Source organism: Lactobacillus kullabergensis (assembly GCF_003151025.1).
GTDB lineage: Bacteria > Bacillota > Bacilli > Lactobacillales > Lactobacillaceae > Lactobacillus > Lactobacillus kullabergensis.
This window is the reverse complement of the sequence record NZ_CP029477.1, coordinates 542675-567282: the sequence shown is the minus strand read 5'-3', so window position 1 is coordinate 567282 and position 24608 is coordinate 542675. Positions and strand designations below refer to the sequence as shown.

Sequence of the window (24608 nt, the reverse complement as noted above, 5' to 3'; positions counted from 1 at the left end):
AAGTTTATTCATTCTTTTTTGGGCTTAGTACATTGTATGTTTTATTATTTTTAAAATTAGTTTCTTAAAATTACATTTTAGAGTTTTTGAAAGGTTTCAATATTTTGTAATGACAATATTCTTAGATTACTTTTTATTCAAAACTCCCTGAATATTTAGCAGTTATTTAACAAAGTTATTCTTCTTTTTTCCAATAATGTTCAAAATGTTCTGTTGCATGCCAATATTTAAATATTCCATGAACTTTATTCATTATTGCATCCCGACCCTTACCGTTAAGATCGGCCTTTATATCATCTATAGAATGAGAATTTACATCAAACAGTTTTCGAGCCTCGGGATCATTAATAAACATGTTATCTATTCCATTAAAAATTTGGTAGGTTTCAAAAATTCTTCTAAGAGGATTGAGCATAAAATCTGGCTTATCATTATCATAAAGCCATTTTACTTCTTTCCATAATTCATCATAACTTGACTGAATGTCATCATCAGCCTTTTTTATCTGAATTACTTCTGTCTTAGTTCCACATTTTTCTAAATAAAATGTAGTCTTATTATAATTAGGTTTACCTACACCAACCCACCATTTATATCTCAAATTAATGTAAAAATGTGTATTATGAGTAAGAATAAAAATCTGTATCCCACTTTTTTTAGCTGCTCGGAGCAGCTTTTGAAGTTCTGCTATAATCAAATACTGAACCCCATCGTCATTGCTGTTCATTGGATCATCAAAGACTACAACCATTTCCTTATCTGACTTTTTGTTGGAATTTTTCAAATCATACATAAACCAAAGAAATGCAACAATATTTTTCTCACCTGTACTTAAGGTCGAAATACTTCTACCTTTTACGCCATACTGACCCTTATGATCTCCATTTTTCACTCTTTCAAGTATAAAAGACTGATTCCCAAGTGAATTTAACTTCTTATTAATTTCTTCTACTGCAATACTTTCATCTTTAGTTTGTTCTAAAAGTTTCTTTAATTCATGTTTAGCTGTAACAATTTCTTCTTCTTTTTTTTCATAAATTTCGTATTTTTTTTGCTCATCTTCTTTTAGTTTTTCTAGTTCCTTTACTTTTTCAAAATAAGAAAAATTAACTAATTCTCCTGCCACTTCGCTAATTCTCAGTTCAACTTTCGCACTATCTTGTTCATTTTTTAAGTTATCACCAAAAGCATTATTATCTGAATAAATTTTAGAACATGATTCATTTAATTCTTCAAGACCATTTGGAATCTTTAAATGTATAGAACTTAACGAAGTAAAAATATTTGCTTCTCTTTTTTTAACACACTTTAATAATTTTCCGAGAAAATCAATAGATTCAGTTACTTTTTCTTTAATTTTTAGATTTATTTTATCAACCCCTGGACCATATTGAGGATAAAACCAATCTTTTTTAACAAGCTCTATTTGTCCGATTTGTTCAATCTTATTTGAAATTTTCGATGACATCTTATTTAATTCATTTTCAAAACTCTTAACTTCATCATTAAAATAGTTATTCAAATCTTCCCATCGATCTGAACTTATTTCGGATCCACAAAAAGCACAGAAATCTCCTTTTTTATGTATAGATAGACCCTTTTTTACCCAGTTTTCTTCATCATTTGATTTAAATCTTAATGCTACGGACCGAGTAATATTTTTTGTTACAAGATGATTTACCTCTTTTAGAATTTTATTCATTTTCGGAAAATTTATGGGTTTACTATCATGCTTTCTCATTGCTTTTTGATTTAAACAATTTTTTAATTTTCCAGCTCTACTTTCACTTAATATCAACAAAGAGTAATTTTTTACTTTATTATTTTCAATATACTTAACTAATTTATTTTTATCCTCTTTAAAGTTTCGTTTATCATAGTTTAGCATTATCATCCAAGAATGATATTTCTGTTTAATTCTACTTGCTGCGGAAGTATAAAAATTCTCAATTTCATCATTTTCTTTTTTATGAGCTGCTTTTGAAGTTTTAAAATTAATATTAGCAACTTCTTTTTCTTTCATTAGTTCTGAAATTTCTGACTTCTTTTTATCTATTTCAGGTTGTAATTTAGCATTTTTTTCACCTAATGCAATTGCAGAAAGTCCTTCATCTTCTTTAATAATTTGTCTATATCCTTGAAATACTCTTACATCATAGGTATTTTCATATTGTTCTTTTATTTTATTTGCAATTGTACTTTTCCCAGTACCATTTTTCCCAAAAATGAAATTTTTTAATTTAAAACCAGTTATATTTACATCTTTATTTTTACCGTTATTTTGAAAAATTTCTTCGGGTACTTTTACGTTTAAAATCATTTTGTGCCTTTATAATTGATATTCTATAATAATTATAGCTTAAATAGTATGCATTTATACCGCTTAATTAATCACGTCTAATAGACTAATGTTTATGATTTAACCTATATTTAAAGTAAAATAAAATTATACTTTAACGAACACCACGATAGCTTCATATATAACTATTTTTTCCACTTAAAAATACAATTTTTCATTTCATCTACTTATAAGTATATATAATCAAAATTATAGTAAATTAGAATATAACTTTGTAAATGTAACTATTTTAAATTGAATTATAGATCATATAATATACTATATCAATACCTAATTTATAATATTTTTAGTCTAAATAAAAATCTATAAATTCTTTATATTTTTGATGAAATAACTATAAAATAATCAGTAAAAATGGAAGCCCTCATTTTGTCTCTTAAATCAGAGAAGTTATATGGTCCAGGGAAAATTAGAATCATAATTTAAATGAATTGGAGAAAAAGTTAGCATGGATTTAGGTCTAAAATAAGTATAGCTTATTAGCGATTAGCTGAATACTAATATTTGATATCCAACTTTTTTAGTCCTTCTTGTCTAACTAGTCTAATTTTGTTTCAATCTAATTTCTTTTTACAGTTCATTTATAATGCTAGATCTTTTTTCAAAATCTTAAAATATTTTCTTAAGTGAACAAAAGAAAAATTCCATTAATCAGTCATTTAGAGAATTTACATTAACATGACATTAACTGGCTAATTCCATTGTTTGCCTGAGATTCAAACTGTGAGGAATGATATAAGAATAATCTCTTAAATGCAGATATCAATAATAATTGACAAGTAAGTCCTTTATACATTGAATTTGAAACCTTTTGCTTCTCCTATACTATTTGTGATTGTTATAAATCCCAATAAAGCTATGTTTAATATGTCTATTCGTAACCTATCCTTAAATCTGCTATATTTGTACCAACATTTACTTACTATGTAAAACAAATTCAGCTAGTTCATTAAGTAAGTGATTGTTCAAATAGACCGCTGTGTTTTTTAATAAAAGCTTTAATTTAAATCATCACTCTCTGATTACAAAAATCTATGTTCTTTTTTAAAGTACAGTAATAATTGCTTAGAGGCAGGTCACTTAGCTTGGATTATACATCAACAATATCATGGATAAAAGATGTGTCGAGTTAGCTTTTAATTTATAAGTCAGCGAGAGATATCTTATGATGGCTGTTCTTAGATCTCTTGTCTGCTAAAGCACTTAATTTTTACAAATTTGTTTTCGATAACCAGTTTTATGCTTTTGCAAGTTTAAGTGCTCGCTCCCTTTCTTTAGCCTGTAATTTCCTACTTGACTAGCCTTTCATCTTAGTTATGGAATAAGACTACCTCGATTAATCTCTTAGCAAAATCTTACCTATTACTATTTTCTCAACAACAATTATTTCTCACCTCTTTATTTTCCTGGAAGAAATAATACTCATACTCTTAAGTTGGATTATGTTCAACCTTAATCTGATTACTTGTACCCTTTAAAGTCAGTGGTATAAAAAGTGAAAGAGTAATCTAAAATGATCAGAGCTCAACATTTAATTAATGTCAATAGTTATTCAATACTCCTTTGCTTTAACATAATAAGGCCGACTTAATTCTGTAGTACTAACTCGATTATTATGTAAAATAAAAATAGATTTCAATTTTACTTTGTTCAGATAATTTAGCTATAATTGTACTTCTTCAAGAAGAGTTCTTGCTTGAGTTAAAACACTATCAAAGTTGCCTTGTCTTAAATTTTCATTTGCTTTACTTTGAACCTCTTTAATGTATGTTCTGTCAATCTTTTGGATATATTTGCTCTTTATTTCAAACAGGTCAGATTTTAAAAACACATTATTATTTTTAATAATTAATTTATCCCCAGTATAATCAATGAAGTTATTAATTTTTTTAATAGCTAGAGTTGTTGCTTTTTGATAATACTCTTCGAACATTTCAACGGACAAGTCAGAAATGTTTTTACACATGCCAAAATTAGTTTTACTAAACAAATAGCTCAAAATTTCCTGTGTCTTATTTTTATATTTTGCCTTTTCAAACATCTCTTGCATGTATGACCAGCGAGAGAATATATCATATTCAATTGGGCTTCCAAACTTTTCGGATAAGCTACAAATATCTGGACCAGATAAATATGGCATATGAATCTCTACTTTCTTAAGTTGTCCATTATGTATTTTATCCTCACTAATTAAATTATCTAAGCAAGCATCTCCATCCAAAATTTCAATAATTGGCTTTTTCATTAAAAAATCATATTCATTTTTTGGCAACACGTCTCACAACTTTCGAGAAATTATATTTACAAATAATAACTATCAATTTTTACTCTTCAGATTCTAAAGGTTTGATCTTTGTATTGTAGACTAGCTTAACCTTTTCGCGTACCTCAGTCTTCCAGCTAAGCCAATTCTTTAATTTACTATCAGGATGAGTCTCTTTGAACCTATCAAAATATCTTTTACTTACCAAATCTCCCATACCTTTATGATTGATTTCATCAGGCTTATAATTGTTAACAACATAGTTCAAATTGCCATAATCAAGACCGAAATCATCTGCCAGTTGACTTAAAATTTTTTTATTTTCCTGTTTGATAGAGTTTTCTAATACATCTTCAACTTTTTGATCAGAATATTTTTGGGGATTAAGTTGAACATCTTGCCAAATCGAACGAATATGGTTCGCACGTGGCTCATTAGTTTTAGCATATTGATCAATGTAATCACCAACTTGTGAGGTTTCACTTTGATCTTCAGATTTTTGTGATGCACTTACCCGCTGATTCGCTGTTGAAATATAATCTTGAATGAGTGACATAATATAGCGTTCATCCACTTCTTTAATATGAATAGATTCAAGCTCGTAATCTTCGTCAAGATCAACGTCTACTGGGTCATCATCATTTTTATTTTCTGCTTTTAAATTATCGATAATATTTTGGTATGTACCTTCTAAAGTGTTTTCTATTTCAGATGGGATATCATCAACATTAACTTGTGCAGAAGTAGGAAGTTTGTCCTGCTTATCTAACTCATCATAAGTTTTAATAGCAGCAAGCGCCTGATCATATTTTTGAAAAGCTTCAGCAAACTGTTTCTGTTCTTTTTTGGGGGCATCAATGAGCGTAGCCATTATCTGCGGATTATCGACATATTTGTCCAGTTTCTTACGTGCCTGCAGATATCGCTTACGTGACGTATTCCAATCTGGGGCAAGAACACCATTAGTCCCACCATTCGCATAAAGTGTCAACGCTTTATCTATTACTTCACTGTATTGATCTGGATATTGAAAAGTTACAATTTGACCCCATTCTTTTTTCTTATCAAAAATACGATTAGTTCTTGAAAAAGCTTGTATTAGGTTTTGGGCATTCATTGGTGGACGATCAAGATATAACGTGGACAATCTTGGCGCATCAAATCCAGTCAATAACCGATCAACTACGATCACTAAGTCAAGCTGTTGGTTTCGTGTTTGATATGCTTTATTTTTGCATGCCAAACGATCATTAACATTGCGATTATAACTGCCAAGTTCTGCCATAGAAAACTGCGTGTTAAACATTTTATTATAGTCATCCAGAGCTTGCTTCATTTCTGCCTGATTAGCCATTGATTCATCTTCGTTTTGAGAGATTGAATACGTAATAGCTATGCGGGGAAAATCTGGCGCCACTTTTTGAATACGATTAGGAACTTCACCGTTGGCAATTGCTTCCTGAAAAAGGTGATAGTATTTTTGTGCCTGCTTAATAGAAGATGTTGAAAACAGTGCCGAATACCTGTGTTTATTGCCAAGAATTTGCTTACGATAAGCTAGATCTAAAATTTGCTTGACCACTGCCTTCATGTGAGCATCTGTGAGATAAATATCATCGTTATCTGTTTGATTTGAATTTCCTTCGTTATCAATTTTAAAACCAAGTACTTTTTTATCATGAATTGCGTCTTCAATCGTATATTTGTGTAATATCGGACCATAAAGCTGCTCTGTGGTGCGGGCATCTTGGCCATTTTCAGCCCGTGCGTTCTCCGCAAAAATTGGTGTACCGGTAAAGCCATACCATAATGGTTGACGGTGAAAGAATCTATCTAGTTCTCTTTTTTGAGTTGGGGTAACGGCTCTATGACATTCATCAACAATAAAAGCTAATCTTAAGTCCCTCAGCTTTTCATATTTTTTAGCTATTTCAGGTGAATTTTCCATTCGTTTGAATATCGTTTGCAGTTTTTGCCTGGTAGTTACAACCACATTGCGGTTGCCATCACCCAATTGCTTAGCCAATTCAAAACTATTCGCTGTTTCATCCACATCAATCGTGTCATTATTTGCATAAGTTTGAAATGCTGAAACGGTTTGCATGTCCAAATCTTTGCGATCAATAAGAAAAATCGTTTTATCAATGGCTGGAATTTGTAATAAATTACGAGCGACTTTATAGGAAGTCAGGGTTTTACCTGAACCCGTAGCATGCCAAATAAAGCCAGATCTTCCTTCACGCGATGCTTTAAAAATTGCTTGTATTGCTTGAATTTGGTACGGACGCAGCAGAATGATTCTCTGCGCATTATCATCTAAAACAGTATAGTCAGCTATCATGTGATGTGCCATCGGAATGGATAAGACATCACGTGCAAAGTCTAAGTAATCATTAACTTGCTGCTTGTTTTGATCAATCCAAGAAATTAAAAAATTAGCACGTAAATTTTGCCCAGCAGGAATATATTGAGTATTGGTTCCATTGGTAACAACAAGCATTTCTACAAAATTATAGATATCACCAAATTTATCTTCGTGTATATACTTCTTTATTTGACGAAACGCATCCATAAAGCGAAAGTTTGGGGTTTTCAATTCAATATGAATTAGGGGTAAGCCGTTAATCAAGAGACTAACATCAAAGCGCCTATCTTGATCAAGCGGTGACAAACTCGACTTATTGACTTCTACTTGATGAACAACTTCATAAACAGAAGTTCCACCGGCAATATTGGAGTTATCTAAAATTAACAAATCAGCATCTGGCAAAGAAGAATCATCACGCTTTAAATGATGCCTGACCTGCTTGTTAGCACCAGCTAAAAATTTAGCAGCTTGGTAAAAATTAGGTTGGGTTATTTGCGTACGAATGGTTTCTTTTTCATTTTGTGTTAGTGGAACATCATGAAGTTGATCACGGTTGTTATCTTCAAGAATTTGGAAAAAGTTAGCCCATAATTGCGGAATTGTTTTTAAATCTTCACGTAAACGCCATTGATTAATACCTTGAGTTAATTGCTCAATTAAAGTTTTTTCCATTTGAGCTTCTTTAACTGCTGCAACTGACATATCTGTCTCTTTTCCTTGCTATTCAACAAACATATTTTGTAAAAGACACTTTTTAACTTGTTGAAAATCTTGTAACTTTTTATTTTCTAATTCGATTAATTGGTCAACTTTAGATAGGAGGTTGCCAATTTTTTGTTGTTCCGATAAATTTATTGGCTGACTAATTTTTATTTTTTTCAAATCACCACTATTTATAGAGGGTATTGCTCCTACCTGAACAAATTTAGAGAAATTTATCATTTGTATATTAGCCATAACAAAATTACGATTTACATTTTCAGAAATAACATAAGCCATTAAATTATTATCAATAAGAAATGGTTTCATTACCAACCTTTTTCTATTTAAAAAAATAGCAGCACCTATTTTAGCAAAAACTATAGCCCCATTTTTTGTTGGATCAATAACTTTCCATTTATTACTTTTTATTTGCTCAGGGGCTACATAGTTTTTTGCTTTTGTTAATTTAAAACTACTACCTAAGTCAGAAACTTTAAAAAATGGTATGCCAATTTTCTTACCTTGTTCATTCTTTGGAAAACCATTTCCAGACTCAAAAAATCCTAATTTTCCTAAATACTTGGGCTCCCATTCATCTTCAAACCCCTTAAATCGTAGTTCAGGTATTTTGGCATCATGCTTAGGAAAAAGTTTTTGCAACAAAGCCTTTTTTAGCAGCTCCAACTTTTCAATCTTTTGCTGCTGCAAATCTAGTAGCTTGTCTAATTTGGCAAAAAAGTTACCGATTTTTTGCTGCTCTTGTTTACTAGGTAAATTATAAATGATTGAATCTAAACTTTTAGGATAAATAGCCGCAACACTTGTCGTACCAGTAGCCCTTGCATGTACTTGATTCATGACATTATAAGTGTTATACAAATAATTAAAAAAAACTGTATTAATAGAATTCTGAAAATTAAATTTAGCAATATTATTATTATATGCAAATTTAGTTGACTCATACATCCAAGTTGCGCCTTTTCCAACAAGGTCTAACGTATTTCTTGTGTTAAACAAAAAGTCACCGAATCGTACTTTGTCTTCATTTTTAACATTTTCACAGATAGGTAGATAATCCAATTTTGAAAAATCAAAAAATCCATTTTTTAAGTTTCCCATTTTAATTAATGGTATACCACCTGGTGTTTCTGAACCAAGTAAATTCGTTCCTGTATGAATAGAAATTAAGTCATTGCCCAACTTGCTCAATTTCCATTCATCCTTAAAACCATTAAATCTAATACTTGGCACTGAATTATGTTTATTCATTTTTCAACAAACCTTACTATAGAATATCTTTCAACTGATTCAGCGATTTTTGTGCTTCTGGGTTTGTGCCAACCAATTCATCCAAAGAATGCTTAATTTCACTAGTAGTTTTTTCTTCTTCTTTTGTAATGCTAGCCATATCTGCAACTAGTTTTTGCACATCAACTGGTGGTTCTTCTTCAAAAGTATCAACATAACGAGGAATATTTAGATTAAAATCATTTTCTTTAATTTCATCAAATTTTGCCAAATGAGCATATTTTTCAGCATCTTGGCGTGCAGAATAAGTATTTAAAATCCGGTTTATATCTTCTTCACGCAATTTGTTTTGCGTTTTAACCTTTTCAAAACCTTTAGAAGCATCAATAAACATGACATCACGGTCTTGCTTATCTTTTTTGAGTACGACAATCACAGTTGGAATACCAGTACTATAAAACAGATTTGCTGGCAGACCGATAATTGCATCAATTGCTCCATTTTCAAGCAGCTTTTGTCTAATTTTACCTTCAGCACCGCCACGGAAAAGAACTCCATGAGGTAAAACTATAGACATCACACCACTATGCTTTAAGTGGTAATAGCCATGAAGCAAGAAGGCATAATCAGCCTTCGATTTAGGAGGCAAAACTCCATAAGGAGAGAAACGAGGATCATCTAAAAAGCCCTTGTTTGCTGACCATTTTAATGAATACGGTGGATTCATAACAACTGCATCAAAGTTATTGACTTCCTCAGCTGGCCAATCCTCGTCCAAGGTATCGCCATTACGCAAGTGCCTGTTTGCTTGGTCAATGTTGTGCAAAATTAAATTCATTTTGGCCAGATTATAAGTGGAGGTATTAATTTCTTGCCCATAGTAAGTAACTCGATCATGAGCTGAACCATATTTTTTAAAGTTTAAGAGCAAAGACCCAGACCCCATAGCAGGATCATAAACCGTCATTCCTGCAGAATAATCTTTACCAACTAATGTTAAGCGCGTTAGCAGCTCAGAAACTTGTTGAGGTGTATAAAACTCCCCCGCTTTTTTGCCAGATTCTGAAGCAAACTGACTAATTAAGTATTCATAAGCATCTCCCAGACTATCACCAGGAGTTTTAACCAATTCTATTTTGCCAATTGCTTGAATAACTCCAGCTATAGTATCTGTTCTTTTTTGCGCTGTGCTTCCTAAACTTTTGGAATATAAATCATAGTCATCAAATAACCCTTCAAAGTCTTGATCCGAACTTTCTAGTTTGTTGAAAGCATCTCCTAATTGCTTGACCTGAAAAGTATGGTTATTGACCGCTTTTAAAATACTATTATATGTGTATTCAGGTTCAATTACATATCCTAATGATACGCGCAACTCATTAACCAGTTCTGCATCATCAGCATTATCTTCATATATTTTTTGAGCTTCATCTAGCGTTCCATCAGGTTCATCAGATAATAATTCCAAAACGTTGTAAAGCATGTGATCAGATAAATATTTATAAAAGACTGTGCCCAATAAATAGTTTTTATATTGACTCGCATCCATTTTCGATCGTAATGAATCTGCCGCACTGAACAACCCTTGTTGTAAACTTGTAGTTGTAGTTGACAATGTTATCTCCTTTAATTTTTACAATTTATATTTAAAGTCATTTTCTAATTTATTAGTTGATTGAAATTAGCTCAATCAATGTCTATTTAATTGTACCATTCTATATTTATCAACAAGATAAATTTTAATAAGATTATTTCTTAGTGGATTCATCATCTTTATCTTCATAATTAGAAAAATTGGAAACTAAACTCAAAACCTCGCTAATGTGTTTTTTATAACCATTATCTTCGACAAATATACTTTCATATAATTTCTGAGCTTCATTTTTTAGTTGATTAATATCTTTTGTTCCTTTTTTATTTGAAAAAGTCTTATTTACTGACAAAAAATTTATAAAATCTGTGCCATTATCATTAGAAATAAAATCGTCATATCTTTTGCCATCCACCATTTTTAGAGCAATTAAATATGGAATCACAAAAAAATCAATCACTTGAAAACCATATAAAAGTAAGTCATTTTCTCGTTTATAAAGAGCTTTAGAAATTGCAGTATTGACCCTATTTTCAAAATGGCCGCGTTCCCTTGCACTAAAGTCAAATTTTGTTTCCAGTTCTTTATAATACTCTGGAAAGTCAGTATTAATATTAACTGAATTAGCAATGTTTTGATAATAAGACTCTAAATTAAGCTCTGGGATTGACATAACAAAATCAAAAAATCTGTCCAAATATCGATCACCGTTGAAATTTGAGCCATAAAGTTTTTGTATAGTGTTTTTCAATTCGTAAAGGTTAACAGCAAACACAAAAGTTATTTTTTCATTATCAAAAAAATGTTGTACTCTTTCTAACAGCTTAACAGCATATACTGGGCGACATCTATCCAATTCATCAATAAAAATAACAAGACGACCATCTTTAGGTATTAAAGAAGCCAATTCTTTCTTAAATTCAGCTTCAGTATTTTCTTCTGTTTGAAATATATCCAAGATACTACCAATATCAATTTTAGCAATTTTTTCAACTGCTATTCTGACAAGTTGCTCACCTGCTTTAAAAGCTACGCTCTTGGCTTTTGTTTTAATGTTAAAAGTCGTTGTAGCTATGCTTTTAGACAAAGAAACAATTGGATCAATGTTACTATCATTCTTCCAAGCATCAAAATATACTGATTTATAACTAATTTTGGAAAGTTTTTCCGTCTTTCCTTGTGTTACTGCTTCTAAGATTTCTCTTTTTTCACTGCTATCATTCTCATCATTTAAGCAATCTAAAACCAGTTTACATTGCTTAATAAAGAAGGTTTTTCCAGATCCCCATTTGCCATCAACAGCAATCGAAATAGATCCGTATTGTGAATTAAGCATTCTCACAAAATTATAAACGCCATTATTTCTGCCCATACTATTAGTAAGAATAGTATTAATTATATTTTCATCAGTTGGTTTTAAATCTATACTTCTCAAACTTTTACCTTTCTAAAAACTTTAAAACTTAAATTTCCTATTTTCCCAAACTAAAGCCAAAGAAAAGACTATTTCAATTCCCATCATTGTCAAAGCTAAAATTGCTTGCTCAAAGTTTAGTCCAACGATTAAGGCTTAAAAGGGTATTAAAATCGACAAGACCAAATAAACCCTTGACTTATAAAGCCAACTATATGGTAATAAATGTGCGCCAAAAATAATTGCTAAAATCATAAACATTTTTCTGGTATAGTTGGATAAATCCACATTGCAATTAGCAAATACAGTACTTGGTTAACAGAAAACCGTATTCCTAGCTCTGTTAGTGGATTACCTTTGTTTTGAAAATCAACATTAATAAGCTTCGAAACAAAATAAGATAAAGGCAATAAAACTGCAGCGCAAACAAAAGTAAAAAGATTTTTCGTTAATATTGGAATAGACGAAAAGTGAATAATTGCAATGACTAGCCAAATAAAAATTGAAGCTAGTATTATATGTAGTCCTCTTTTTGTTTAAATGCACAATCTAACCTTAATTCATTAATTTCTTGCATCATCTTCATCCTTTTAAGTAAAACAACTTTTCTTTTAAATTATACTTTAGTATATTCATGCACTCAAACTCTCTTTTAATTATAAAAGCTAAATTTCAACCAGAAAGACAAATTTTGTAACCATTAATGACATTTATTCCACCATTTGCAGTATCCTGGGATAAAAGTTGAATTCATCTACTATACTTACTAACAGAAAGGAGCGCCAGGAATGAAAATTAATTGTCACATCGATCCTAATATTAGTGAAGAACACGGTGAATTATGGATCAAAAAAATGACACCAGCAATTAATGAACTTTTGCAAAAATTATCGCAGTCCGAAAATTCACTATGGTGCCATTATCAATCTCAAATTTATCCAATTCAATTTGAAGACATTTATTCACTTGAAGTTGCTAATAGAGATATTAATGTTTATACAGAAAAACAGCAACTTACATATAATGATCGTTTATCAAATTTGAAAGCAGATCTACCGAACTATTTTATTGAAGCTTCACGCAGCGCTATATTTAATTATCAACACATCGATCACCTTGAATTACTTAATAATGGGTTAATTGATGTAGTTTTGACTAATAATCATAGAGTGCAGATATCTAGAAGAAATATTAAGAATCTGAAAGAGAGGTTAGGAATATGAAAAACACCAAGAGATTTATCAATTATTTGTTTACTTTTGCTACTGAAGGCATCTTCATTGGCTTAATGATTTCTATCTTTTGCAGTTACGCATCACATAGCTCAGTTTATGTTCCATCCAGTCCATCTTTTACGACAAACTTTAGCAATTTGCTTAATGCTTTTACCGCTTCAATTATTCTTTGGGCGGTCACTGGAATATTTTTCGGTTTTGGCAGTTTTATCTTCACTATTAACCATTGGTCATTATTAAAGAAAACAGTTATAAATTTCTTCACCTACTATTTTGGGTTTGTTTTTTTGGCCCTTTTAGCTGGTTGGGTTTCGTTAAACTTGGTTAACTTTACAAAATTTACTGTAATTTTCGTCATCATCTATTTAATTTGCTGGTATTATAATTACCATAAAATTGCAAAGGAGATTGCAAGTATTAATCATAAAATCAAAACAAAGTAATCTAATTACAATGGCAAAAAGTTGAGCATTCATATCAAAGTGCTCAACTTTTTTACCTGTGTTTCTTAAAAAAGGGATTTAGGAAAATATCATCATTCAATGTTAATCTTCGGCTTTTTAGTAAACTAAACTCAATATAAATTTATTCCTTTTCGGTGCAAATTATCCAAACAACTTTGTAAATATGCATCGTCGTGCTCTGGGTAAATTGGATCAGTCCACGGAATAGCTGGTAAACTATCATACTTAAGACAATATTGTCCTCTATAATAAGGATCAAACCATTTAACATCTGGATGATAATGGCGCCGTTGCATTTCAGCTAATACTAACAAATGAAATTGATACAATTTATAAGGTGAATGTTGAAAAACATAGTTAACAGTAGCATGAGGCTTGCCTCAGCCACGTCCGCGCAAAGCAGCAATTTCGCGGTGTTGCCCCAAAAGTTGCTGCCTTGGCAATCGCCAAATTAAGTCTTGATGCCATAATCTCATGATTTTTCTTTGCACTCCTGAATTAAACGTGAGTTTAATAAATAAGAAACTTGATACTTTTCAGCTAAACGACTTAAAAATGGACCCAATTCATCTTCTGTTGGTGATAATTCTTGCAATAAATGTAAGTAAGTTTGTTTTTCTTCCGGAGTACAAATTTTCTTAAAATAGCCCCAAACATGTTGATAGGCGTTGGTTAAGGTTTTAACTGTTGGGGTTTGACTGGCTGCTTTTTCTAATAAGTTCTTGAATTCAATATTCTTTTGTTCTGACCATTCGTTGTCTTTAGCCAGCAGCCTAATCTGCTCATAGCACTGTTGCGAATGAGCCATCACCCAATATTTATTATAGGCCCACTCTTCTTGCCATTTTTCCATTTTCATTTGTCCTATTTTTTATGCATTTAAATGCATAGTTTTATTAATAATAAATTCTACCTAACTAAATTTTATTACTAAATAATATTTTACAACAAACGAATGAAACTAAATTTATTAAAACAACTTGTCCAAAGTCAACAGCTGTTCCATGTATCGTTTTTGAACAATTTTATTCTTAGATTTACTCTGAAGTTGCTGTAAACCGCCAGTAACAACTTTTCTTTGTCCAAATTCAATATCTAACACATCATAATTTTCATTAACAAAATCTTCAAAGTGCATTTCATGAACGAATTTTGGAAAATCATCAGTAAAGGCATCTAGCCAAATTTTAGTATTATTGTTTTGATAGGCTTTTTGCATTGACGTTTCTTCATCCCTAAAGTAAAGTTTCAAATCATATAACAAGTAATCAATGCGATCGTGGTAAATTTGATAAGAATTCTGGCGTACTTGACCCTAAAGCTTTTAAACTTTTAACACCACAAACAATATCTGCTGACATTTTTATTTTTTGATTATTGACGCTAACAAGTAAATTACATTTCTTGCGCTCTAAATTATATTTAAGAGCTAGATCTTTGTATAATTCGTCATCAAAATTATCTGGATCTTCATATAGAGCATCTTCAACATTTTTGACCATTTTAGGATCATTGGTTTCCAACCAGCGGTAATAATCACTTTGATAGAAATTTTTCAAACGTTCAATGTTTTTTAAGTATACTTGCAAAAATCATTCATTCTCCTGACTCTATTAGCCATTAACCATCTAGTCATGGAAATCCGGTGATTTTTTAGGGTCAAAATAACCATTTTCATCGATTTTAACATCTTCAACTGGAATTTGCTTAACCAAATTAGCCCAATCTAATGCCGTTGGTAATTTTTTGATAGTAATTTCACCATTATTTAGCTCGAATGACACTTTGCTTCCCTTATTCAAACCTAAAGCTTTCCTGATTTGTATGGGAATAACTACTTGTCCTTTTTTTGAAACTTTACCAATCAAAACGCGGTTCATAACTATGCCTCCTTTTTAGTTTACTTCTATTAATTGTTTTACCAAAATACCTGTTAATGCTCAAAATTATATCAATTAATTTTGTTAACAAAGCATTTGAAATAAATAAAGCATGATTTAAGAACAAATTATTTAGTACAAATTTCTCTTGTTAATTAAACAATTGAAAAAACAAGTGGAAACTTTTTAGCTAAAAGTCTGCTTAGTTAATTGATCTAAGTATTTCCTCCTTCGTTCAAGCGAAGAATTAGTAATACCACCAAAATTCTGCCAATAACAGTGCCTAAAACCTAATTGGCGCAGAGTTTTGTTAATGAGAATTTTTTTAATAGCATTACCTAAAAAGAAACGGATATACCATGTTGGTGAAGTTGAAGTGGTTAGCACATAACAATGTTTAACATTAGTCAACTCACCTTTCACTCCTATTTTAGTAACAGTATGTGATAAACCTTCTCCTTCTTTCATCACCTTGTCAATAAAGCCTTTTAGCATCCCAGGAATATCATTCCACCAGTAAGGTGTAATAAAAATCACAGTATCCGCTTGTTGACATAGTTTTAGGTATTTAGTAACTAAGGGGTCGGTAGTTTGACCTTGATGATAGAGCCTCAATTCTTCCTTTGAGTACACTGGATTAAATTGATCCGCATACAAGTCTATTATTTCGTATTTCTGATGAGCAGCACTTAGATTTTCTTTAATTATTTCTAGTTCCGCATGATTAAAGCTCTGATCATAGGGATGACAATAAATTATCAAAATCATTTTTTAATACCCCCAATCATTTCATTTAAGGTTTTTTCAACTAAAATGGGCTCATATTCAGCTACCCCGTTTATGATTAACAACGAATACCCTTGAATAAAGGCCCAAATCTGAGTAAAGAATTGTTGATCAGTAACTGCACCACTGTTTATCTGATGAACTAACCTCATTACCTGATCGTAAAATTGAAAATCATGATTGGCATGTTGGTAAAAATTCTGCAAACTTGAATTAAAAAATAGGAAGTTGATAAGCTTCGCCTGTTCCTGGCTCAACTTACAGAATTCATTAGCTAATGAAAGTAGTTCATCCTTTGGTGAACTCTCAGAAGTAGTAATCAGTTGTTCAGCAAATTGCTGTGATAATTTAATCGACACTTGGTAAAACAACTCATTCTTGTTTTGAAAGTATTTATAAATGGCCCCAGTAGTCATTCCTATTTTTGTTGCCAATTTGCGCATCGATAAGTTCTTATAATCATCTGTTTTAATCCATTCTATCGTTGCTTGAATAATTTTATCTTGTGTATTGTCCATTTTACATACCTCCTTAAATAACATCGTTATCTGCAATTAACAATATAACACTGTTATCTGGAGACGTCAATAAGACCAATAATTTAAGATATTACCAAGTAGAAAACAAAAAGCGTACTAATTCAAATCATTAAAAATGAATTAGTACGCTTTTATTCTATAAAAATGCCACTACACAAGCATTTAGTATTTATTTCCTAGTCCATTCTAGCACCGTCACTGCTTCTACATGTGGTGTTTGTGGAAACATATCAACAGGATCGATTTGACTAAAGGTATAGCCTTCATTCATAAATTCTTGCAAATCACGAATCATGGTTGCAGGATTACATGAAATATAAACAATCTTCTTTGGACCAGTTTTTACTGCTGCTTCAATAAATTCTGGCGTTAATCCTTTTCTTGGTGGGTCGACAAAGATAACATCAGCTTTCATCCCCTTAGCAGCCCATCTTGGCATCACTTCTTCAGCCTTACCAGCCACATATTTAGCATTATTGATACCATTCAGTTTGGCATTATTATTGGCATCTTTCACCGCGTCAGACACGCTTTCAATTCCACGAACAGATTTAACGAGTTTAGCAACGCTTAAACCAATAGTTCCAATACCAGAATAAGCATCAATCACAATATCATCAGGCTGTAAATTAGCTTTTTTAATAGCTAAATCATATAAGCGGGGAGTTTGCAGTGAATTGATTTGAAAGAAACTTTCAGGGGAAATCTTAAACTTAACATCACCAATTTGATCTGTAATTTGTGGCTTACCAAAGATTAAGTAATCAACTTTACCTAAAATAACGTTGGTCTTCTTCGGGTTATAATTCAAGACTAAGCTAGTGACACCAGCAATTTGTTTAATTGCCTCTGCTACTTTAGGTAGCTGCGGAAAATCCTTGTGCAGGCAAACCAAGATGACCATAATTTCGCCAGTCGCTTTACTGCGGCGAATATCCAAGTACCTGATTTCACCCTGATTATGAATTTCATCGTAAGCTGGAACACGATATTGTCTTAAAATGTCACGCACAGCAACCAAAACTCGGTCAATTTCAGGATCAGTCGTAAAGAAATTAGTCAGTGGCACTAAATCATGTGAATGTTTTCTGAAAAAGCCAATTTCAAGCTGGCCTTTAACTTCACGCACTGGCACTTGTGCCTTATTACGGTAGCCAGTTTGTTCTGGACTAGGCAAAGTCTCGCCTACTTTGACATCATCTAAATGGGCTTTCTGCAGTAAATTTACTACTTGATTACGTTTAAACTCCAGCTGCTTATCGTATTTGATGTGCGCTAAAGATGCCAAGCCGGTTTGAACCCACTGGTTGAGCTTAATATTAACTCGGTCAGGGCTTTCCTTGATAATTTGCTCAATTTTAGCAAAAGCAAAGTGCTTTTTTACTTTTAAGATCTTGGCTTCTACCGTTTCTCCCGGTAAAGCATTGTTAACGAATACCGTCATCCCTTCATAATGAGCTACTCCCATAGCTTCATATGATAAGTCGGTAATTTCAAGTTCAATTATTTGATTCTTTTCCATATTTTGTCCTTTTTTACAAACACTGATTAATATATCTATTTTACTAAAAATCCCAGCAAAAGTAATGTACATGCCTATTCTTAATATTGAATTAATTTCAGCTTTATCCCTTCACACTTACTTTAGTCTGTGTTACTTTTAATACTAATAAATTAAAGAAAGGACGTTTTTCATGAATAATTATGATACCAATTCAGATAGGCGCCAAATCCACACCATCTCCGAAACTAATACTTTTTTAACTAAAATGTATGCTCTCATGGGTGGTGCCGTGCTGATTTCTGCATTAGCAGCTTACTTAACAATGACCGTATTCAGAAGCGCTGTGATGAACATGCCAGTAGCTATGATGTGGCTCATTTTATTTGTACCTTTTGGCTTATCAATGGGAATTAGCTTTAAAGCTGACCGCAATCCAGTTGCCAGTTTAGTAATGTTAACAATATTATCAGCAATTTACGGCTTTGAGTTTGCCTTAATTGCCGGCTTTTATACCGGCACCCAAATCACCACTGCTTTTGTTTCAGCAGCTGCCGTGTTTATTGCCATGGCCTTGTTTGGTACTTTTACTAAAAGGGATCTTAGCAATTGGAATTCATACTTGAGTGCTGCTTTACTTGGTTTCGTTGTTGCCTGGGTAGTTAATATGTTTTTACGTAGCCCTGCCGTTACATATGTCTTCTCATTTATCGGTGTCATTCTTTTCACGGGCTTAGTTGCCAGTGATGCTAACAGAATGAAAGCAATTTACAGTAATTACGGTGATCAGGTTTCAACTAATGGTTTAGCAGTTCTCGGTGCATTACAACTTTACCTTGATTTCATTAATATTTTTATGTTCTTGTTGGAAATCTTTGGTGGCAGTGGCAATAGCCGCAACTAATAGATTTTATTAACAAGCAAAAAGAGCAGCTGCTATTAACAGTAGTTGCTCTTTCTTTGTGTTTTAATTATTCACCAACAAAAAATTCAATTCGTTGTTGTAAATTTTTAAAGGTAACAGGACAATAATCACCAATTTCACCATCAAGGTTAACTGGCAACTTCTCTCCCTTGCTTTTACCCATTAATTCAATCTTTAAGCTACGTGTCTTGGTGTAAATAATGTCTGGGTCATCAACATGCTTGCCGTTTAATGCCAAAGCCATCAATTTCAGTAATTTTACTGGATCAGACGGTTTAACAATTATTAGTTGGAATAAACCATCACTTAGTTCAGCATCAGGCATTATTTGTTCAAAACCACCAATAGAATTAGTCATTCCGAGCAATAGCATTGAAAGCTTGCCCTCATACACGCCCTCATCATATGTCAGACGCAATTCATTTTCAGTTAAATGAGGCAACATTTCAGCACCTTTAATTAAATAGGCGGTATAACCCAGAGCAGACTTTACTTCTGAAGGAACTCCATAAGTTAATTCGGTTAGTGAGCCACAAGCTGCAATATTGACGAAATACTGAATATCTTTGGCAAAAGTCGCTTGACCAATGTCCATTTTACGAGTTTTATTTTTGAGAATAACTTTTGTCGCTTCGGCAATATCATTTCGGGGAATATGTAGAGCACGAGCATAATCATTAGTTGTACCGGCAGGAATAATTGCCATCTTAGGTCTTTTCTCTAAATAAGCAATGCCGTTTACTACTTCATTGATAGTGCCATCACCACCAGCGGCAACAATCAATTCAAAACCTTCATTAGCTACACGAGTTGCTTCTTTTTGCGCACTCTGCTTTTCTGGTGTAGTTCTGAAGGCACTTGCCTCATATCCAGCTTGTTCCAAAACGTCCAATATATCCGCGACATTTTTAGGCATCTGTTCGTGACCAGATACAGGATTATAGATCAATCTTGCTTTTTCAGTCATAATTTCTACCCTTATTATTTCAAAACTTACTTAACGCTTCTGCAATTCTTCATTCAGCAACTTATTAATTACCTTTGGATTTGCCTTGCCCCTGGTCTGTTTCATCAACTGGCCGACAAGATAGCCAATTGCACGGTCTTTACCGTTCTTAAAGTCTTCTACTGATTGTGGGTTGTTATCAACAACTTCTTTCACCATAGGTGCCAAGACGCTGGTATCAGATAACTGCACCATACCCTTGTCTTCAACATATTTCTTAGGATCGGTACCATTAGCAATTGTCTCTGCAAAAACCTTTTTAGCAATCTTAGAAGAAATCGTGCCATCTTTAATCAACTTAATCATGGCAGCCAAATGCTCTGGTGTCAACTTAATATCAGCAAGTTCAACGCGATTATCATTCAAATAACCATTAACTTGGGTATTCATCCAATTGGCAGCAAGCTGCGGATCAGCTCCTGCAGCAACAGTTTGATCAAAGAAGTCTGAACTTTCTTTAGTTTGCAGAAGAACATTAGCATCGTATTTTTTCAGACCAAATTCATTCACGTATTGGTTGTATCGTTCTTCAGCTGAGCGTGGCAAAGTTGATTTGATTTCATCAATCCACTCTTGGCTGATATGATCAGGAGCAATATCAGGTTCAGGGAAGTAACGGTAATCTGCATCGCCTTCTTTGACACGTTCCAAAACTGTTTTACCAGTTGCTTCATCAAAACGGCGAGTTGAAAGTTGCACGCGACCGCCAGAAAGGAGAACTTGTGCTTGCCTCTTTTCTTCATATGCCAAAGACTTACGCACGTGTTCAAAAGAGTTCAAGTTCTTCATTTCAACTTTGGTACCCAGTTCCTTTTGCCCGGCAGGTCTAATGGAAATGTTGGTATCAACACGCATTGATCCCTCTTCCATCTTAACGTCGGAAGCTCCTGTAAACTGAACAATTTTACGCAATTTTTCAAGGTAGGCGTATCCTTCATCAGGATCTGCAATTTCTGGCTCAGAAACAACTTCAAGTAAAGGAACACCTTGACGGTTTAAGTCAACGTATGAATACCCGTTTGTACCATGAGTATTTTTGCCGGCATCTTCCTCGATGTGCATTTCATGAATGCCGATACGCTTTTTCTTACCGTGAGATTCAATTTCAACATAGCCATCACGAGCTAGTGGTTGGAAAAATTGGGTGATTTGGTAAGCCTTAGGACTATCTGGGTAATAATAATTTTTCCGATCAAAATGAGTAGTTGGTAAAATATGAGCGTGCGTTGCCAATGCAACCATAATTCCTAAGCGATAAACGTCTTTGTTAACGTAAGGTAAAACACCCGGCATTGCCCAATCAATTACATTTGTTTCCGTGTTGGGCTTTGCACCATAACTTACTGGTGAAGGTGAAAAAATCTTGCTTTTAGTTTTTAATTCAAAGTGAACTTCGAACCCAATCGTTGATTTAAAATTCATCAGTTAATCCTCCATTCCAGCTGGTGTTTTTTCATAAAACTTATTAGTTCTTTCAATAAAGTCAGCTACTTGGAAAATGCTGCCTTCATCAAAGCGTTTGGCCATAATCTGCAGTCCTACAGGCATTCCGTCAACTAAACCAGCAGGAACGCTGGCAGCAGGAATTCCGGCTAAGTTGGCTGAAATTGTCAGGATATCGTTGTTGTACATTTTAATTGGGTCAGAAATTTCACTACCGATGCCGAAAGCAGGAGTTGTGGTGGTTGGTCCCACAATCACATCATTTTCAGCGAAAATCTTATCAAATTCGTCACAAATTAACGTTCTCACTTTAGATGCTTGTCTAAAGAAACGATCATAAGAGCCAGCTGAAAGAGCAAAGGATCCTAGCATAATTCGGCGTTTAACTTCTTCGCCAAAGCCTTCTGAGCGCGACTTAACGTATACATCTAGTAGGTTCTTAGTATCTTGAGCACGGTAGCCGTAGCGAATACCATCAAATCTTTGCAAGTTTGACGAAGCCTCACTTGAAGCAATGATATAGTAGTCGGGAACTGCATATTTTGTTAAAGGTAAAGATACCTCGGTGATAATAGCACCTGCTTTCTCCAGAGCATCAATTTGTTCTTGCAGAACAGAACGCATATCGCCATCAACAGCAGCCATATATTCTTTAACTACCGCTACATGCATACCCTTAACATCTTGACCAATGTACTTGGTAAAATCAGGCACTGCTCTAGTCGAAAGAGTAGAGTCGTGCTCGTCACTACCCGCAATAACATTCAGAACTTCAGCTGAGGTTTTTGCTCGCTTACTCATCACACCGATTTCATCTAATGAAGAAGCAAATGCAATTAAACCCCAACGTGAAACTCGACCATATGTCGGCTTAATACCAAAAATGCCGTTAAATGCAGAAGGCTGTCTGATTGAACCACCAGTATCAGATCCTAGCGCTGCTACAACTTGTCCAGAAGCAACAGCAACAGCTGAACCGCCCGATGAACCACCCGGTACTTTATCCAGGTTCCACGGGTTATGGGTGATGCCAAAGTATGAATGTTCAGTAGAAGAACCCATCGCAAATTCATCCATGTTGGTTTTACCCACAAAAGTTACTTGCGCTTTTTTCAGCCTTTCAATGACAGTCGCATCATACACCGGAATATAATTATCCAAAATATGACTGGCAGCTGTGGTTTTAACACCATCAGTTATAATGTTATCTTTAATAGCAATTGGAATACCAGCAAGTTTATTTTGATCAAAATTAAGATTACTTGCAGGTTTGGCATCTTCTTGAACAGTAATCCAGGCATTCAACTTGTCATCTGTTTTTTTAATATTATCGATTGTATCTTGCGCTAATTTGTCTGCAGACAAAGTTCCTTGGGCAAGCTTTTCATTTAAAGAGTCAATATCTTCATTTAAATAATTCATTACTCGTCCTCATCCTTGTTAATAATTACTGGAACCTTAATGAAGCCATTGGCTTGATCAGGAACATTTTTCATTAATTCTTCTCTGTCTTGCCAGTGTTCAGGCTTATCTTCTCTAAAAACAGTATCACGATCAACAACCTGAACTGTCTCCTTAACGCCATCGGTATTAACTTCTGACAATTGATCCGCCATATTAATAATTGAACTCATTTGTTCAGTTACTTTGCCGATATCTTTTTCATCAATTTCAAGTCGCGACAAAGTCGCAACGTGTTTAATTGTCTCTTCTGTAATTTCCACGCAAATATACCTCCTTATTCGCCACCATAAATATGGACTTGATAACTACTATCCCCTGTTTCTTTGGCAACTAAAGCCTGGATGTCATTAACAGAGCCAATTTTAATTTCAATTGGCACGTTATTAGCTAAATACTTCTTTGCAGTTGATAAAACAAGTCTCGTGAAACTTTGTATTTGCTCATACCCATAAAACTGGGTAGTAATTGAAATATTTTCCTGAGCTAATTTACCATTTTCATATCGTAAAGTTGCCGTTACACCACTGATATTAGGGAAATAATTTTGAATAGATTCTTTAAAACTATTGAAACTGGAAGCATCACTGCTGTTGATTGCTTTTTTACCACCAACAGTAGGCAAAACTTCAGATTGAGTATTAATAGTTTTCCATTTAGTTATTTTACTACTATTAGCAGCCGCTGTCCCACTCAAAAAGTAAGTTCCAGCAACTAACGAATCCTTGCTTTCTTTAGCAAAAAGACCAACAGTGATTGGAATTTTCTTTAACGATTTTTTCTTCCGCAAGCGAGCTACGACTAGTTCAGCTGCTTTTTGACCATATTGTTTTTGCTTTGCACGCGATATTTGGGCTTGATATTCAGGACCATCTTTTTTCTTTTGATAGTAATCAATAGAATTAAGAGCAAGACCAACGCTAATACCGCCAATATGATAATTCGAACCGGATCCTGTCAAAAAATCTTGTTCAAGTATTTCTTCTAAATAATATGGCTGATAATTTTTCTTAGTTCCAGCTTCAGGATTCAGACCATTGGGATTTGACTTTGACTTGCGCCCTAACCATTCATTAGCCATGTTGGCAGAAATATACTGACCTTCTTGAAAAACATAAGAATTGGTTGAATAAACACCCTTGGAAATCTGAACCAAACCTCGTTCTAATTCTCTGGTATCCACCGAATTATCATTATTAGTTGCTGTTAAACCAGATATTGGGCTAGTTACATAGTGTCCGTTTTTAAGCAAAACAGTATATCCATTGTTACCAGTATCAGTAGTCTGATAAGTTTTAGAATTGGAATTAGAAGATGTTTTGGCATTATTCGCCAAGTCAGAATTTTTCAAGTTTCCACAAGCCGTCAAACATAATGATATTCCTAAAAGCGCTAATATATGCAAGTATTTTTTCACTTTAAA

General features: G+C 33.2%; 21 protein-coding genes and 2 pseudogenes. 3 read left to right on the top strand and 20 right to left on the bottom strand.

Features of this window, described 5'->3' with window-relative positions; translation table 11 throughout:
• Nucleotides 1–175: 175 nt before the first annotated feature.
• From DKL58_RS02870 to DKL58_RS09705, 7 genes and pseudogenes are all read right to left on the bottom strand, one after another.
• Complete coding sequence (locus DKL58_RS02870) at nt 176–2320, bottom strand: AAA family ATPase (protein ID WP_109586025.1); 2145 nt, start codon at nt 2318–2320, stop codon at nt 176–178.
• 1702 nt (nt 2321–4022) lie between these two features.
• Nucleotides 4023–4631, bottom strand: coding sequence for a hypothetical protein (locus tag DKL58_RS02865; protein WP_109586024.1), 609 nt, complete (start codon nt 4629–4631; stop codon nt 4023–4025).
• Nucleotides 4632–4683: 52 nt separating this feature from the next.
• Complete coding sequence (locus DKL58_RS02860) at nt 4684–7692, bottom strand: type I restriction endonuclease subunit R, EcoR124 family (RefSeq protein WP_109586023.1); 3009 nt, start codon at nt 7690–7692, stop codon at nt 4684–4686.
• 18 nt (nt 7693–7710) lie between these two features.
• Entirely contained in the window at nt 7711–8961 is a 1251-nt protein-coding gene (locus tag DKL58_RS02855; protein WP_109586022.1) for a restriction endonuclease subunit S, read from the bottom strand.
• A 16-nt stretch (nt 8962–8977) separates the two neighbouring features.
• Nucleotides 8978–10561: a type I restriction-modification system subunit M gene (locus DKL58_RS02850; RefSeq protein ID WP_162542363.1), complete on the bottom strand. Its 1584-nt coding sequence runs from the start codon at nt 10559–10561 to the stop codon at nt 8978–8980.
• Between the two features lie 127 nt (nt 10562–10688).
• Complete coding sequence (locus tag DKL58_RS02845; protein ID WP_109586021.1) at nt 10689–11966, bottom strand: KAP family P-loop NTPase fold protein; 1278 nt, start codon at nt 11964–11966, stop codon at nt 10689–10691.
• Nucleotides 11967–12101: 135 nt separating this feature from the next.
• Nucleotides 12102–12421 (bottom strand): annotated as a pseudogene (locus DKL58_RS09705) (DUF7010 family protein).
• Between the two features lie 312 nt (nt 12422–12733).
• Between DKL58_RS09705 and DKL58_RS02835 the strand changes: the two are divergent.
• A complete protein-coding gene (locus DKL58_RS02835; RefSeq protein WP_109586020.1) occupies nt 12734–13168 on the top strand; it encodes a LytTR family DNA-binding domain-containing protein in 435 nt (144 codons plus the stop codon).
• Entirely contained in the window at nt 13165–13623 is a 459-nt protein-coding gene (locus tag DKL58_RS02830; protein WP_109586019.1) for a DUF3021 domain-containing protein, read from the top strand. Before DKL58_RS02835 ends, DKL58_RS02830 begins: the two co-directional genes overlap by 4 nt.
• A 131-nt stretch (nt 13624–13754) precedes the next feature.
• On the opposite strand, the pseudogene DKL58_RS02825 reads toward DKL58_RS02830, so the two are convergent.
• The 8 genes and pseudogenes from DKL58_RS02825 to rlmD form a co-directional block, all read right to left on the bottom strand.
• Nucleotides 13755–14120, bottom strand: a pseudogene (locus DKL58_RS02825) (TIGR02328 family protein).
• On the bottom strand, nt 14117–14497 hold the full coding sequence (locus tag DKL58_RS02820) for a YbgA family protein (RefSeq protein WP_109586018.1): 381 nt from the start codon (nt 14495–14497) through the stop codon (nt 14117–14119). The pseudogene DKL58_RS02825 and the gene DKL58_RS02820 overlap by 4 nt, the downstream one beginning before the upstream one ends.
• 117 nt (nt 14498–14614) lie before the next feature.
• Nucleotides 14615–14896, bottom strand: coding sequence for a hypothetical protein (locus tag DKL58_RS02815; protein ID WP_476703147.1), 282 nt, complete (start codon nt 14894–14896; stop codon nt 14615–14617).
• A 16-nt stretch (nt 14897–14912) separates the two neighbouring features.
• Nucleotides 14913–15233: a hypothetical protein gene (locus DKL58_RS02810; RefSeq protein ID WP_109586016.1), complete on the bottom strand. Its 321-nt coding sequence runs from the start codon at nt 15231–15233 to the stop codon at nt 14913–14915.
• A 39-nt stretch (nt 15234–15272) separates the two neighbouring features.
• Nucleotides 15273–15524, bottom strand: a complete 252-nt coding sequence (locus DKL58_RS02805) for an AbrB/MazE/SpoVT family DNA-binding domain-containing protein (RefSeq protein ID WP_109586015.1) — start codon at nt 15522–15524, stop codon at nt 15273–15275.
• 186 nt (nt 15525–15710) lie between these two features.
• Complete coding sequence (locus DKL58_RS02800) at nt 15711–16292, bottom strand: NAD(P)H-dependent oxidoreductase (protein ID WP_109586014.1); 582 nt, start codon at nt 16290–16292, stop codon at nt 15711–15713.
• Nucleotides 16289–16828 (bottom strand): TetR/AcrR family transcriptional regulator, encoded by a 540-nt coding sequence (locus DKL58_RS02795; protein ID WP_109586013.1) that lies wholly within the window; start codon nt 16826–16828, stop codon nt 16289–16291. Before DKL58_RS02795 ends, DKL58_RS02800 begins: the two co-directional genes overlap by 4 nt.
• A gap of 190 nt (nt 16829–17018) precedes the next feature.
• A complete protein-coding gene (gene rlmD / locus DKL58_RS02790) occupies nt 17019–18371 on the bottom strand; it encodes a 23S rRNA (uracil(1939)-C(5))-methyltransferase RlmD (RefSeq protein WP_109586012.1) in 1353 nt (450 codons plus the stop codon).
• 172 nt (nt 18372–18543) lie between these two features.
• Between rlmD and DKL58_RS02785 the strand changes: the two genes are divergently transcribed.
• Nucleotides 18544–19254: a Bax inhibitor-1/YccA family protein gene (locus DKL58_RS02785; RefSeq protein ID WP_109586011.1), complete on the top strand. Its 711-nt coding sequence runs from the start codon at nt 18544–18546 to the stop codon at nt 19252–19254.
• A gap of 67 nt (nt 19255–19321) precedes the next feature.
• Here DKL58_RS02785 and DKL58_RS02780 read toward each other — a convergent pair whose 3' ends face one another.
• Genes DKL58_RS02780 through DKL58_RS02760 form a run of 5 tightly spaced genes read right to left on the bottom strand, consistent with a single transcriptional unit; the run spans nt 19322 to nt 24602 of the window.
• Nucleotides 19322–20242: a diacylglycerol kinase family lipid kinase gene (locus DKL58_RS02780; RefSeq protein ID WP_045927724.1), complete on the bottom strand. Its 921-nt coding sequence runs from the start codon at nt 20240–20242 to the stop codon at nt 19322–19324.
• Nucleotides 20243–20272: 30 nt separating this feature from the next.
• Complete coding sequence (gene gatB, locus DKL58_RS02775) at nt 20273–21703, bottom strand: Asp-tRNA(Asn)/Glu-tRNA(Gln) amidotransferase subunit GatB (RefSeq protein ID WP_109586010.1); 1431 nt, start codon at nt 21701–21703, stop codon at nt 20273–20275.
• Between the two features lie 3 nt (nt 21704–21706).
• Nucleotides 21707–23146, bottom strand: a complete 1440-nt coding sequence (gene gatA / locus DKL58_RS02770) for an Asp-tRNA(Asn)/Glu-tRNA(Gln) amidotransferase subunit GatA (protein WP_109586009.1) — start codon at nt 23144–23146, stop codon at nt 21707–21709.
• Entirely contained in the window at nt 23146–23448 is a 303-nt protein-coding gene (gatC, locus tag DKL58_RS02765; protein ID WP_109586008.1) for an Asp-tRNA(Asn)/Glu-tRNA(Gln) amidotransferase subunit GatC, read from the bottom strand. Before gatC ends, gatA begins: the two co-directional genes overlap by 1 nt.
• Before the next feature lie 14 nt (nt 23449–23462).
• A complete protein-coding gene (locus tag DKL58_RS02760; RefSeq protein WP_109586992.1) occupies nt 23463–24602 on the bottom strand; it encodes a CamS family sex pheromone protein in 1140 nt (379 codons plus the stop codon).
• Between the last annotated feature and the right edge of the window lie 6 nt (nt 24603–24608).

What these genes read in the sequence shown, in the direction of transcription:
- gatA (WP_109586009.1), bottom strand. Translation starts at nt 23,146, where the DNA reads ATGAATTATTTAAATGAAGATATTGACTCTTTAAATGAAAAGCTTGCC.
- DKL58_RS02835 (WP_109586020.1), top strand. Translation starts at nt 12,734, where the DNA reads ATGAAAATTAATTGTCACATCGATCCTAATATTAGTGAAGAACACGGT.
- DKL58_RS02820 (WP_109586018.1), bottom strand. Translation starts at nt 14,497, where the DNA reads ATGGAAAAATGGCAAGAAGAGTGGGCCTATAATAAATATTGGGTGATG.
- DKL58_RS02830 (WP_109586019.1), top strand. Translation starts at nt 13,165, where the DNA reads ATGAAAAACACCAAGAGATTTATCAATTATTTGTTTACTTTTGCTACT.
- DKL58_RS02800 (WP_109586014.1), bottom strand. Translation starts at nt 16,292, where the DNA reads ATGATTTTGATAATTTATTGTCATCCCTATGATCAGAGCTTTAATCAT.
- DKL58_RS02805 (WP_109586015.1), bottom strand. Translation starts at nt 15,524, where the DNA reads ATGAACCGCGTTTTGATTGGTAAAGTTTCAAAAAAAGGACAAGTAGTT.
- DKL58_RS02860 (WP_109586023.1), bottom strand. Translation starts at nt 7,692, where the DNA reads ATGTCAGTTGCAGCAGTTAAAGAAGCTCAAATGGAAAAAACTTTAATT.
- DKL58_RS02795 (WP_109586013.1), bottom strand. Translation starts at nt 16,828, where the DNA reads ATGGACAATACACAAGATAAAATTATTCAAGCAACGATAGAATGGATT.
- DKL58_RS02855 (WP_109586022.1), bottom strand. Translation starts at nt 8,961, where the DNA reads ATGAATAAACATAATTCAGTGCCAAGTATTAGATTTAATGGTTTTAAG.
- gatB (WP_109586010.1), bottom strand. Translation starts at nt 21,703, where the DNA reads ATGAATTTTAAATCAACGATTGGGTTCGAAGTTCACTTTGAATTAAAA.
- rlmD (WP_109586012.1), bottom strand. Translation starts at nt 18,371, where the DNA reads ATGGAAAAGAATCAAATAATTGAACTTGAAATTACCGACTTATCATAT.
- DKL58_RS02780 (WP_045927724.1), bottom strand. Translation starts at nt 20,242, where the DNA reads ATGACTGAAAAAGCAAGATTGATCTATAATCCTGTATCTGGTCACGAA.
- DKL58_RS02785 (WP_109586011.1), top strand. Translation starts at nt 18,544, where the DNA reads ATGAATAATTATGATACCAATTCAGATAGGCGCCAAATCCACACCATC.
- DKL58_RS02870 (WP_109586025.1), bottom strand. Translation starts at nt 2,320, where the DNA reads ATGATTTTAAACGTAAAAGTACCCGAAGAAATTTTTCAAAATAACGGT.